Source organism: Legionella sheltonii (genome assembly GCF_026191355.1).
Taxonomy (GTDB): Bacteria; Pseudomonadota; Gammaproteobacteria; order Legionellales; family Legionellaceae; genus Legionella; species Legionella sheltonii.
Window position 1 is genome coordinate 253,694 of the sequence record NZ_JAPHOQ010000001.1, and the last position, 14,068, is coordinate 267,761.

Sequence of the window (14,068 nt, forward strand, 5' to 3'; positions counted from 1 at the left end):
AATCCCATTAAAATTGCAAACAGGAAATTTTTCATGGGAGGTAATGACTCTAAATTGCAAATGGAGTATACATGCCAAAAAATAACCACTATCGATAAAAATAATCTTGTCGATGCTTGTTGCTCATGAGAAGAGGTGACGGTATGCAAGTAAAGCACGAATCAGAAGGTATCATCAATCCAGTAAGAGTAGCGATTGGATTTAGTGAAGAAGCAAATCCCAACGTCTCATTCAAGGCAATCGCTGAAGACGTACTGTCTATTGATTTTTCAATTGCTCGCGATATAGGGATCGTCAGTCCATTTACTCCCAGTTACCCAGCTTTAGAAATCCGCTGTGATGTGCTCCAGGACCTGATGCCTCAAGAGGAGTACGAATATGGCTTAATCCAAAATTTAATTTCCAGTAAACGGGAAGCCTTATATTGGGATCCAGAGAGGAACACGACTTATAAATACAGTAAAAATCACGATGTTTCTTCAGGTCGAATCAGAGATGGCGGCCAATCTGAACAGGATCGATTTTATGATGTAGCGAGCCGAAGTATTGGAGGCGATAAGAAAGCAACGCTGGTATTAAAAGATACCCCAATGTTTTCGGCCCCAAGAAAATCAGAAACACATAAGGTCTCTCTTTCATCCATGGAAATCGATGAGGAATTTGAGGTATGGTTTTATGCAAAACACTCCCGGACTGGAGAGGAGTATTATAAAAAGTTATGTCATTGGAAAATTCAATATCGTTTAAACCTCGAAGAGATCAACGCTTTATCTACCGCAAGCTCTTTAGCTCCAGCAAGGGCAAAGGTAACTTATGGGGTACGCAAAAGTTATGACTTGGCGCTGAAAACAAAACCTGATTTTTTAGTTGTTGGAGGGGAAAAACCTGATGAAAAAATTAGGCTGATCGATACAGATAGACGAAGGGGAAGTGAGTTTTTTAAAGAGCCCGGAAAAGAAAGCAAAGAGGGGGACGGTAAATATCGTAGTGATGCAGCACCGCGTTAAATTTATGAAGGGTGTCGTTCCACACCGGGCACGCAACAGTTCACCTGCTCACGTCCTTTCAGACAGGCATATGCCGATGTTGTGGTTAATAAAAAAGCAAGTTAGCAACCTATTTAAGGCTCCTTTAATCTTTATTGATTATAATTATGTTTAATTAAGAATCATGATGTGTTTTTTATGGAAACTAACGAACATAAAAATGCTGGCGATCAAATACGCATTGTAACCTTAGGTAATCATCGTTATTTACGAGGCAGTGAAAATTTATCCCCAGACATTGTCAATAATTTGAATCTTACAATGATGCAGGAAATTGATGGAATCCCTGTGCCGCTTGATATGAAGTTAAGCGCTGGGGATGTCGTTGCTTTAGCTGGTGATTATTATACGAAAGCAGGCTGGTGGGAACAATTACAAATTCCTGAAAAAACCGGAGATGGCACTGAAGAAAATAAGCAATTACTCCACGCCCCGGTGATGCAAGCCGAAACCGATGCGTTCAAACAAGCCTATAATGATTTAGCCTCACCCGCTGTAACAAAAAGCGCGATCAGCCAAATTTTCGCTATCGATGGTTCACGTTTTATTCCCAGCTTATTGAAACAATTAATTTATGCAGTCACCGTAAAAGATTATGGTGCAAAATTAGCAAGCAATGAAGATCATTTTGCACCATGGTCACTGCGTGGATATATTGTAGGACATCAATCTGCCTTAAATATGGCGGAGATAGCTTATTATTGTCATCAAATTGCTGAAGGGAAAGTCAGTAAAGAAGATAAAAAAATTCCTCCAGAAATTCGAGATCGATTAGCGAAAATTGTACAGCAAATTGAAATAGACCCTGCAAAATATAAACTGGACCCTGAATCAACAGAAGGGAAGTTAACCGAGAAAGAACTATTTACGGAACTGGGGCATCGTTTTCATGCTATGGCAGTGGCTCGTGATTTATTTGCAATGCATTTTTATTCGGACCATTTTGCTGGAGGCCATTTGAGCCGCATGGGCGAAATGAGAAAGCTTCTTCCAAAAGAGTTCGGTGTATGGGGCAGTATTCTTGTTAATAACATGCATAATGAAGACAATAAAAACAGCGTTGCCGTTACCAATTCTTTTCAGCCCTTAAGTAGAGAGCAAGACATGATCAAGGAGGATAGCAAAGCCTATGGTGACGGAACTTATTTTTACCATGAGAATGATGCAAACGCGAACATGCTGATCAATGGGATGGATAATTCCCTAGGAGATATCGCGCGTTTGATGAAAACTGGTGAAAAGCGACAATCTGTTGATTACGGAGGTTTGGAATTTTTGCCGCAAATCAATTACAAGGTATCTCAACCGCAACCTTTATTTATTCAGGATCCCAAGAATAAAAAAATTTATTTTCGTTCCGATGTGAAACACATTAAGATGTTATCCCCGAGTGAATATACGGAGACAGCGAAAAATCCAAGCCAGCATGGATATGAAGAACTGACCCCCGGGAAAGCCTTTTGGTTGGTTGTGAAACTCAGGGTGCTCGCATATTTTTATTCACCTCAAGTTGAATCGGGCCAAAAAGAACAAGCAAAAATTCACGATGATGAACAAGAGGATGCGTCTAAAAAACAGCAAACTCATGTGCAGCAATCCACATTAAGCTCAGGCCCTATTCTGCAAAGCGAGAGCCATTCTGTACCACCCATCATGGGCAAATGGCGTAACACGACTACTTCCCATTCAATTGCAAAACAAAGTTTCTTAGCCGGACCTCAAAAAGGAAATCCTGATGAAACAATTAGCCCTGAAAATGGCGCGGTTTATTCCCAAACCAATCATTGATTGTAAAAAAATTAATAATATATTAACGTAATTGATTATTACTAATCCAGACACTCCAATAAGGCTCGTTAGATAATGAATAAGTTGATGAGTATGGTGTTGGCTGTTTTTGTTGTTACAGCCCCATTTAATTCGGCGAGCGCAAGTGATTCTTTTGCAGCACAGCCTACTTCGTGTATCAACTCCAGTTTCAGTGCAACTGGTAATTCAAATTGGCAAAACATTTCGCTGAAGTTAACGAATAATTGCGGACAAAGCGTTGATTTTCAGAATACCAAAATAACCTTTGTGGATGCCTCTTCTCTTGATACCTCATTTTGGGGCGATTTTTCTTCTTTGTCCTATCCAGATAATGTTTTGCAAATTATCTCTCAAAAACAGACGGACGGAACTTTTTTAGCAAGCCTAAGTTTACATTTTCCGACGACCACTGGCTCAAATAGTATCTTACCTAAAGGTGGTTCCATTGTGCTCTATTATGGTGCACCAACAGCCGATTATGTAGCGAATAGTGTTTCTGTTTATTTAGGAGCACCTCCTAATACAGGGAGTATAGCTGTTAGTGTACAAGCGTTACCATCAGAACTAAGTGGTTATACCAATAAACCTAATGTTACCGCGACCAAGATAGACACAGGGGCTTCAGTCAATGCCAATGCACTGTGGAATGCCGTAACTCCAATTGCACAACTTGAAAGTGGCAGCACCTACTCCCTTTCTACCCCTAATATTATTTTTAATGGCACGAATTGCGTTCCTACTTTTGTTCCTGCTTCTGTGGTGGCTAGTGAAACCCCTCCAACTGTTCATTTAACCTATGTCTGTTCTCCCGTAGCACAAGAAGCAGCAACGATAAACGTCAGCGGGGCCCCTGGATCGCTGATGCAGGTAAGTGTTACTTTGACGCCTAATAATGGTTCTGCTGCTTTGACCCAGATTGTCAATTTGACCAATGGCTCGGGCTCTGCATCCGTCTCATTGACCGCCGAGACAATCTATACTTTGTCTACCAGCGCTATCCCAGGTTATTCCGTACATTTTAGTCCGCAACCCTTGCAAGCGGCTGCCGGTGTGGTTGAAACAATTACCTTTTCGCCCAGTTCAAGCAAAGTTCCTGGATGGCCAAACTATCTTGCCATGGGGGCGGTTACTGATGACTCACCTGCGACACAAACTTCATTGCAATCACGCCCAATCGATGCCATTTTCAAATACGGTGGATTAGGTGGGAATGGTGATCCTGGACAAATTGTTTATCCAATTTTTGATTTGGAAACGGCACAACAGGCACAAGCACTTTCTGCCTTTTATCAGCAGCAACAATTACCCAATAAAGTACTCCCTACAATGGTTATTTATACCGCTCAGATGAGTGGTGGAACCAGTTTTACTGACTTTGAATACACCAATATGGTGATGCACTATATTAATCTCATCATGGAGGCGCAAAAACTCCAATCATTCCAATCAGCACAGTTCAATTATCCGGGGGCGATTATCTTAAATCCGGATTTATTCGGAATGCTGCAACAAGAAAACTTATTAAACGATGCCAATACAGCGATCAGTCAAGTGCAACTGCAAAAAGCATTGCAGACAGCGGTGTGTTTTGCAACCTCAACCATTGATACAACTTATGGTACGGGCTTAAATTATGAAGCCTTGTTTCAGGCAATTCGTAGCAAAACTACCGATAATTGGTCGGCAATGAGTACCTGGGATACCTATAAGATGCACTATTTTAATAATTGCACTGCAAACCCAATTGTTCCGGCATCGATTACTATTCCTGGCTTTACTAATGATTTTCCTGGTTGGGTACAATCCACTAATTGGCTTATTCGGCAATTTGCGCCTAATGTAACTTTTGGCTGGCAAGTGAATTTATGGGGAGTTGGTAGTTCCAATTGGGTGCATCAAAACTATGATGCAGCGACATTAAAGACGAATGTTTCTGATCCAACAGTTGCTTTAATTGATGCGACTACCGCATATCAAGGCAATTACAAACCGGATTTTATCGTGTTTGATAAATATGAAATGGATGCCATTCCTGGGGCAGTTGGCTCAGGATATTTATTTAATGCGCGAGATTGGTTTAATGTATTGAATTACGTCAACAACATTAGCGTTTCTTTAGGTAATATTCCGGTGATGTTATGGCAAATCCCTGGAGGTCATTTACAACAAAATAATGATGTGGACACGCGAACAAGTCATGCTTCAAGCGAACCTGACTTTTTCTTTGGGAATTCATATAATCCTTTAAGCAATTTAAAGTCCTATATCCTAGGCACTTCTTTATCGAGTTCAATTTATGGTACAAGCAATATCGTGGATTATTTGATGATGGATGCCCATGGGGGTAATACCTATGTTTGGCAAACAAATAATTTACAACAAGCGGTCAGCAGCAATGTATTTGCCATTCTTTGGGGAGGAGGTAATACGACCAGTGTCGGTAGCTTCCCTAGTGATGATGGAGGTTGGCTTGCCAATAAAATTAATAACTACTATAAAAATCCAGTGAACTTGCCATTACGTTAGACGGCTGCATTGAATGACGCGAACAGGCGAAACATAGGATGGGTTGAAATAAATGGATTTACAATCATTAGTTACTTTGGATAACCAAACGGTACTCAGCAAACTAAGTAGTTCTCTCGATGGCTTAACTTGCGCGGAAGCCCAAAAAAGGCAGGCGTTGTCCGGGTTTAATGAAGTGACTCAAAGCCCTTATCGTCTGCTTATTATCGAGGCCATTTCTCATTCCACAAATCCACTGATTGCTATATTGTTGATTGCGGCAGGAGTTTCAGCGTTTACTGGGAATCTGGTGAGTTCGGTAATCATCATCATTATGGTGGTGATGAGCATTGGCCTGGATTATTTTCAAAGCCATCGCTCTTTAGTGGCGGTGAAAAAACTGCAGAAGAATATCGCATCCACTGCAAATGTTTTACGTGATGGCCAATGGGGGGAAATACCATGCCGTGAATTGGTTGCTGGCGATATTATCCGCCTTGTCGCGGGTGATTTGATCCCCGCAGACTCGCTATTATTAAAAGCGAAGGACTTACATGTCCAACAGGCGGCACTCACTGGGGAGTCTTTACCCGTTGAAAAGGAAGCAATTCAAGAGAGCACTACCCCTCAAAATCCTGAAGAGGCAAAAAATGCTGTTTTTTCAGGATCCTCAGTGGTTAGTGGTACGGCTACGGCTGTAGTTGTCGCAACTGGAGCGAATACCCAGTTTGGTGATATCGTCAAAAGCCTTTCCAAAATCGCACCACACACTGAATTTGAAAAAGGCATCACTCGCTTTGGCTTGTTCATTATGAAGGTGGTTTTTTTTCTTGTGGTATTTGTGTTTGCGGTCAATATTTATTTAAAACGTTCTTTGCTTGAATCTTTATTATTTGCTGTAGCCTTGGCCGTTGGGCTTACTCCTGAGTTATTGCCGATGATTACCACGGTGACGCTCGCCGCAGGTGCAGTCCATATGGCAAAGAAAAAAGTGATTGTCAAAAATTTATCTGCAATTCAGAATTTTGGCAGTATTGATATTCTTTGCAGTGATAAAACCGGTACGATAACCAGTGGTGAAATGGTCCTGGAGCAACATATAGATCCTTTGGGGAATAAATCCGAAAGCGTGATGTTACTGGCTTATTTAAATAGTTTATATGGTACGGAGATTCCTAACCCTTTTAATATTGCAGTATTAAAAAAAGTAAACATTAATCCTTTGGATGCTGCGATCTTAAAACACGATCATCCTGACGTACAAACTTATCATAAAGTAGATGAAATTCCTTTCGATTTTGAACGTCGCCGCTCAAGCGTTGTTGTTGATAAAAGTGGATCTCATCTACTGATTACCAAAGGTGCTCCAGAGTTTGTGATCTGCGATTGCACTCATTATGATCTGGCTGGTGCAATCCATCCATTGGATGACGCGACACGGAAAAGGATTGAAGCCACTTTTGTATCTTTAAGTGAGCAGGGTTATCGCACATTGGCTGTAGCTTATCGCGAAATCCAAACTAAGTCTTCCTATCATATTCCGGATGAGAAAAACATGGTGGTAGCGGGATTCCTGGCTTTTTTCGACCCAGCTCTTGAGGAAACGCCAACAATCATCAAGAAATTATTTAAAGAAGGGGTCAAAATAAAAATTTTGACCGGAGATAATGATTTAGTGACACGTCATATCTGTCAACACGTGGGGCTTGATGCAAGCCGAATGATACTTGGTGAACAATTGAATCACATAACCGATATGGCTTTAGGGGAGATTGCGGAAGAAGTCGATGTATTTGCGCGCATTTCTCCCATGCAAAAACAACGCATCATTAGTGTCCTTCGCGCTCGGGGTCATGTAGTAGGATATATTGGGGATGGAATTAATGATGTTCCTTCTTTGCATTCGGCGGATGTAGGAATTTCGGTTGCGGGTGCGGTTGATGTAGCGCGTGAAGCCGCGGACATTATCCTATTAAAGCGCCATTTAAGCGTGTTGTTGAAAGGGATTGTGGAAGGACGTAAGTCATTCGGAAATGTGATGAAATATCTTATGATGGGCACCAGTTCCAATTTTGGGAACATGTTAAGTATGGCCGGCGCGATTCTAGTATTGCCATTTTTACCGATGTTACCGACACAAATTCTTTTAAATAATCTTCTTTATGATACATCACAAGTTGTGATTCCAACCGATAACGTCGACCCTAGTTTTGCACGTAAACCCAAGCATTGGGACATAGGAATTATTCGCAAATTTATGTTTTATATCGGCCCCATCAGTTCTCTTTTTGATTTTATCACTTTTTTTGTGATGCTGAAGGTCTTTGCCGCAACGGAAGCATTGTTTCAAACCGGCTGGTTTGTTGAATCTTTGGCGACGCAAACACTGGTCGTATTTGTGATTCGTTCAGTGAAAAGTCCTTGGCAAAGTAAACCCAGTAACGCGTTAATCATCATGGTGTTATCCATTGTGTTTATTGCTACGATATTGCCTTTCACGCCCATTGCAAAGTTTTGGGGATTCGTCCCGTTACCCGCATCCTATTTCCTCTTTCTAATCGCTGCAACAATCACTTATCTTTTTCTAGTGGAAATTATTAAAAAGAAACTGATGTGGCGATGGATAGCCGATAAGTAGCGAGGTAATGAATTTCCATTGCGCTTCATACCTAGCTCTTGAATGTAAAAAATACTCTTGGAAGATTAGGCTAAAGGATTAGGATATTTTTGTAAGTAAAGTTTCCCAAATTGATAAGAGGCATAATCTGTAATATGACCTACGTCACGATAGATGGGGATCCCATTGATGTCTGCCTTACAGATATTTTGCGTACATTGTATTTTTTTAGGGTCGATAATAATTAACTGTGGGTATTTGTTTTTCATTTTATTAAATAACTGATTAAACCATTCTCCTTCCGCAAGGGTAAAATCACACTCGTGAGGATTATAAGAAGTTCTTCGTTTTATATGTTTATAAAAACAATCATGAAAACTATTTTGCATTGTTGCTGTTGAATGAATTAATACAGGCTTTGCCCCTGAGGTGGTGATGATTGAAAGTGCTCTGTCTAAAGCATTTTCTAGTCTTTTTAGGCCTAAGTGTAACGAACGTTTATCACCTAACTTAGTTATGATGTTATCACTGTAATAATTACCCCATAGCTGGCCAATGATTACATAATCATAGTGATTATTTAGAATCATTTGATAATATTTTTGAGTCAGCTCATGACAGAGCTGATAGTTTTGATTTTTAAAATGCCACCAATCGAAAAGATAAATGCCGGGCAAGGTTAAGCACGAAGATACGGTCTGCATTAAAATAGAGATATTTGCTGCTTGTCCTAGCTCATCCATAAAACCCCAATAATGATTGGCAAAAGAATCTCCGATCATGAGTGCCTGCTTGCGATTTGGTTTTTTTGAACCGATACGGCACTGCTTATTAATTTTACTCTGTGAATCAGTCACGCATACAGCTCTTTGTGGGCTGTCGTATTGGTTTAATTGTTGATGGATAGTTGATAGTTCACCAGTAAAACGCTGAGGAAATCCCTGGTTTTTCTTAATCATATAATCGGTCAAATGTAATGCAATGATCGGCATTAAAAACAGCAGCATAAAAGTATAACGAAATTGCATGTGTTTCGCGCGTCTTGAGGGTTTTTCAATGAGGCGCCAGGAGAGATAGGCCAAAACAAAAGTAAGTCCGAAAGCACCTATTAAAACAGCAGGGGTTTCTACAATACTTTGATATCTTAGAAATGAAAAAATAATCCAATGCCAAATATAGAGGGAATAAGATAATAATCCTATAAATACCATAGGCTTACTGGAAAGTATTTGGCTTAGTCTATTCCCGGGAGCACATGCCCCCAAGAAAATAAGTAATCCTGTGGCAATACAAACGACAAAAGCATGTTCATCCGGGTAACCTGCAATAGAGGGATTAAGACGGGCAAGATACAATAGAGTGAGCAATGAGACACTGCCAAACAGGTTGATAACATATTGATTGCTTACAAAAAAAGTCACTGGAATGAAGGCGACACAAGAGCCAATCAAAAACTCAAAAATTCTGCTGGAAAATAGGTAATACGTATGTGCAGGTAAGGCTCTCGCATTATACATCGAGTTGATAAAAGCAATAAAAGTCAGTCCAACTATAATTGGGATCAAGTATCCTTTAGGTAAGAAACGATGCAAGCAGTAGATGAGACAAGGTAAAAACAGATAGCATTGCCATTCTATTGAAAGAGACCAGGTATGAAGCAAGGGAAGCTGGTATGTTTCTGGTGAAAAATATCCAGTGGTTGTTTTATCAAAAAACAAGTTAGATAAAAATAAAGAAGTTTTGCGTGCGCTTCTGCTGTATAAGATTAAATCATCGGGTAAAAAAAACAAGAGTGCCAATGCGGTAGTCAAAAGAAGCAAACCCACAAAAACAGGTTGTAAACGCCATAACCTTCGATTGTAAAAGTCTAAAAAAGAAAAAGAACCTTTATCAACTGACTCATGGATGATTTGAGTGATAAGAAAGCCTGAGATAACAAAAAATACATCCACCCCTATAAAGCCAGATGGAAAAAAGGAGAGTCCTCCGTGATAAATTAAGACCAGTATAATGGCAACAGCCCGGAGTCCATCAATATCGGGTCGGTATTTCATTCGCTCTCGAACAAAAAATAATAATGCTATCATCTCAGTTATAGTTTATCTATAACCATCGTCGCTGCAGTAAAATAGGAATAACATTGTTTCAATGTGCGGCGTGTTTGGGGGGCAATATAAGGTATGGAATCCCCGAGTTAAAATACGCACACCAACGACCATTATCGAGAAATTTAATTATTTTTATGCGCGTTTAAGAATCACAGTAATTCACCACATATCTTATGTTACCGATGTTCCGTGCACATGCAATTTTATTTAAGCAATTTTGATACTATTATTGTATATAGTCTCAGTTGTTTTGATGATGGGTGCTTTAAATAGGATTCTAAGACCCAAACATACTGTTTTAGTGAGGGATAATGCATACGCTAAGGGTTTTTTTTGCCATTACCTTTCCAAAAAAAATACAAATTAAACTATCCAATTGCTTAAAGTCTTTGCAAGACACGATCCTATCGGATTATATGCGTTGGGTCGATGTTGAAAAAATGCATATTACCTTACAATTTCTAGGTAATTTGCCACAAGAACAGTTAGTATCCGTGACGGAATATGTGCATGCGGCATTAAAAAATCTATCGCCATTTCAACTTGAATTGGGGCAGTTGGAGTGGTTTCCCGCTTTACGACGTCCTAAAGTTCTTTCGTTAACAGTTCAACCCCAAGCTGCTTTAGCTATGTTGTCAGATACGATCGGAAAGGCTCTAATTGCTTTGAATGTTCCGATTGAAACTCGCCCTTTTCGGGGGCATTTAACCCTGGGACGATTGATTCGGCATCAGGTACCACGCGAACTATTAGAAACAGTAAAAATGCCGAGTATTCCCCCCATTGTGGTAGATAAGATTTATCTCATCGAAAGCAGGCCAGAAAAAGGGAAACAAAATTACTATTCTTTGGCAGAGTTTAGCTTAAATAAAAAGTGGTAAACATTAAGTGTTGTTGCCTGCAAAGTATTACCCATAAACACGTAACAAATATTCCATGACAGTACGTAAACCCATGACTTCGCCACCCTCTGGTTTACCAGGTTTGCTTTGTTCACTCCAGGCCATAATGTCAAAATGCAGCCAAGACGTAGTTTTGGTGATGTAACGTTGCAGAAATAATGCGGCTATAATAGCTCCAGCATAAGGATAATCACTGCAGTTGGTCATATCCGCAATCGAAGAGCGCAGGAATTTTTCATAGGCAGCAAATAAGGGTAAACGCCATACCGGATCAGCCGCTTTATAGGATGCATCAATGATTTCTGTGGCTAATGATTCGTTATTGGTAAAAAAAGCGGACATTTCAGTACCTACTGAAACACGAGCTGAGGAGGTTAAGGTTGCGAAGTCGATCAGTAAATCAGGTTGCTCCTCACATGCTTTGACTAAAGCATCAGCCAAAATCAAACGTCCTTCTGCATCAGTATTATCTAATTCCACGGTTAAGCCGTTACGCATAACTAAAATATCGCCAGGTCTGTAGGCATTGGGTCCAATGGCATTTTCCACAGCGGGAATAAGCAGATGTAAGCGAACAGGCAAGTTACGAGCCATAATCCATTGGGCGAGGCCTATCACATGTGCTGCACCCCCCATGTCTTTTTTCATTATGCGCATACCATAAGCTGATTTGATATTCAGACCCCCCGTGTCAAAACAAACACCCTTTCCCACCAACGTAACACGAGGATATGTTTCATCTCCCCAGGTCAAAGAGAGTAAACGTGGTTCTGACTGGGCAGCACGGCCTACTGCGTGAATGGCTGGAAAATTATCACGTAACAATTCATTACCAATCCATTGTTCAAATTGTGCATTATAAGTATGGGCTAATGTTGCAACTACTTCTGCCATTTCTTTAGGACCCAGATCACTGGCCGGTTCGTTGATTAGATCACGAACAAGAAAATGTGCCTCAGCCATTTGAAGTAAATCATCTAACTTTTGTGACTCAACCGCTAAGATACGAGGTGATGAAGAATTTTTTTTATATTTTTCAAAGCGATATTGTGCCAATGCCCAATATAAGGCGGCCTCTGGCGAATAAGTCTCTTGAACTTGATAGGTGTTCGCTGGTAATAATTGAGCTGCATGAGCCATTGCCAATACCTGATTTTCATCCCCAGTCCCTATATATGTTTTCTCTAATAAACCATCAGCGTCATAAAACAAACAACAATCGCCCATTGCTCCATTAAATTGCATTTGTCCAAAATAGTTACGTTCAACTGAGGTTAATGAAGGACTTTGCTCCTCCCATTGTTTTTGGGACATGAGATAAAGAGGGATTGGTCTGACACTATCTACTGTATAAAAGAGATCTGCTTGCATAGTTGCTCTCAATTCATTGAGTGAATGGAATTTTACAGCGCTTACGAATCCTCAACCCAAACGTAACCAGGGAACTTCCCTCGCACTTAACCCTGTGCTTGAGTGGAGATCTCTCGTGACGCTCACAATAAAGCGGTTTCTGTAAGTCCTGTTTCATTCTTATTTGATAATTAATTATTTATTCTGATTTATTTTTTGTCAAAGCGAAAGGGTTAAATTTTTTTGAGAAATTTTGGTGGTCAGCACATATTTCCTTAAAAATTGATATGCTTAGTAAAGATGACTTAATTTTATAGTTGGAAACTTTGACCAAATGAATATTAAGAATGAAGGGAAGCTTGCTGCGGATTCTCTGGGAATAGGTGAATCCATCATTATGGGAACGGCAGGAGCCGCGCCCGCTTTTAGTGTTGCCGCTGCGACAGCAACACTTGTGGCTACGGTGGGTACTTTAGCCCCGGGAAGTATTTTATATTGTGGATTTATCATGTTTGGTATTTCCTTGGCCTTTATTCACCTGAATAAAGTGATTGTTAATGCAGGGGCCTCATATGCGTGGATATCCAAAATTTTTGGAATGTATTTAGGTTTTTTTGCTGGATGGGCCGTTTTAGTTTCATCCGCTGTATTTATGGTTTCGGGTTCTATTCCTGCAGCTACAGCAACTTTGTTACTCGTCGCGCCTCATTTAGTGGAAAGCCCTGGCTGGGTTACTTTTACCAGCATACTCTGGGTAACCATGATTTCAGTAATCGCTATTGCTGGAATAAAACCCACGGCATATCTTCAAATCTTAATGACTGGTTTTGAAGTGCTTATCCTATTTACAATTATTAGTGTGGGTTTTATCAAATTTGCACCTCATCCAGCACATCCTTTTTCATTTTCCTGGCTTTCTTTTACCAGCTTCACTCCCGAATTATTTGCAACAGGAGCATTAACCGCCGTATTTTTCTACTGGGGCTGGGATGTTACCCTTAACTTAAATGAGGAAACTAAGAATACTCGGCATGCGCCGGGGATCGGAGCCTTTTGGTCTGTATTGATTATTATTTGCATCTATGTCAGTTTTGCTATTGTAACCCTCCTGGCTCTCAATGATGATGAAATAAAGCATGCAGGGACAAATGTAATTTTTGCAGTCGCAGAAAAAATAGTACCCAGTCCATGGAGCTACTTGGCAGTTCTTTGCGTGATGATCAGTACAATCGGTACCTTGCAGACTACCATTGTTCAGTTTACACGAACTTTATTTGCTGAGGCCCGGGATGAAATAATTCATCCACGTTATGCGACCTTACATAAATCTCGAAATACCCCGTGGGTAGCTATTCTTTTTATCTGGTTTTTGGGAGTGATTTTATTAGTACTTTCTTCTAATTTTTCAACGGTAAACCTAATTATTAAAGATTCGGTACATGCACTTGGCCTTTTAGTTGCTTTTTATTATTCGTTAACGGGTTTTGCCTGTGCTTGGTACCATCGGTTTTTGTGGAAAAGTAGTGCTGAATTACTTGGCTATATTATTTGGCCTACTTTTAGTGCGCTATTTTTGGTTTTTATCGCCTGCTTTAGTATCCCTAAATTCGATTTAGTGACGGATATTGTTGCATTGGGAGGTATCCTCTTGGGGTTTATACCGTTATTGATTAAAAGAGTCTCACAAAAAAAATGACTACGCGTGAGATAGGTTCTACATGAATGCAAAAG

General features: G+C 40.2%; 8 protein-coding genes. 6 read left to right on the forward strand and 2 right to left on the reverse strand.

The annotated features are described in order from the left end of the window. The first annotated feature begins 143 nt into the window (after nt 1-143). The 4 genes from OQJ26_RS01120 to mgtA all read left to right on the forward strand — a co-directional run bounded on the left by OQJ26_RS01120 (nt 144) and on the right by mgtA (nt 7,998). Nucleotides 144-1,007 (forward strand): hypothetical protein, encoded by an 864-nt coding sequence (locus tag OQJ26_RS01120; RefSeq protein WP_265702068.1) that lies wholly within the window; start codon nt 144-146, stop codon nt 1,005-1,007. A 177-nt stretch (nt 1,008-1,184) separates the two neighbouring features. Then, complete coding sequence (locus tag OQJ26_RS01125; protein WP_265702069.1) at nt 1,185-2,834, forward strand: hypothetical protein; 1,650 nt, start codon at nt 1,185-1,187, stop codon at nt 2,832-2,834. A gap of 75 nt (nt 2,835-2,909) precedes the next feature. Beyond that, on the forward strand, nt 2,910-5,381 hold the full coding sequence (locus OQJ26_RS01130; protein WP_265702070.1) for a hypothetical protein: 2,472 nt from the start codon (nt 2,910-2,912) through the stop codon (nt 5,379-5,381). Nucleotides 5,382-5,433: 52 nt separating this feature from the next. Then, nucleotides 5,434-7,998: a magnesium-translocating P-type ATPase gene (mgtA, locus tag OQJ26_RS01135; RefSeq protein ID WP_265702071.1), complete on the forward strand. Its 2,565-nt coding sequence runs from the start codon at nt 5,434-5,436 to the stop codon at nt 7,996-7,998. A gap of 65 nt (nt 7,999-8,063) precedes the next feature. Here the strand turns inward: mgtA and OQJ26_RS01140 are convergent, their stop codons facing one another. Further along, nucleotides 8,064-10,031 carry an acyltransferase family protein gene (locus OQJ26_RS01140; protein WP_265702216.1) on the reverse strand — a complete coding sequence of 656 codons (1,968 nt, stop codon included), beginning with the start codon at nt 10,029-10,031 and terminating at the stop codon, nt 8,064-8,066. A 365-nt stretch (nt 10,032-10,396) separates the two neighbouring features. Between OQJ26_RS01140 and thpR the strand changes: the two genes are divergently transcribed. Then, nucleotides 10,397-10,966 carry an RNA 2',3'-cyclic phosphodiesterase gene (gene thpR, locus OQJ26_RS01145; protein ID WP_265702072.1) on the forward strand — a complete coding sequence of 190 codons (570 nt, stop codon included), beginning with the start codon at nt 10,397-10,399 and terminating at the stop codon, nt 10,964-10,966. A gap of 27 nt (nt 10,967-10,993) precedes the next feature. On the opposite strand, the gene OQJ26_RS01150 is transcribed toward thpR, so the two are convergent. Then, nucleotides 10,994-12,358, reverse strand: coding sequence for a leucyl aminopeptidase family protein (locus OQJ26_RS01150; protein WP_265702073.1), 1,365 nt, complete (start codon nt 12,356-12,358; stop codon nt 10,994-10,996). A gap of 313 nt (nt 12,359-12,671) precedes the next feature. Between OQJ26_RS01150 and OQJ26_RS01155 the strand changes: the two genes are divergently transcribed. Beyond that, the gene (locus OQJ26_RS01155; protein WP_265702074.1) at nt 12,672-14,033 is read left to right on the forward strand and encodes an APC family permease; all 1,362 of its coding nucleotides are present in this window, start codon (nt 12,672-12,674) and stop codon (nt 14,031-14,033) included. The last annotated feature ends 35 nt before the right edge of the window (nt 14,034-14,068 follow it).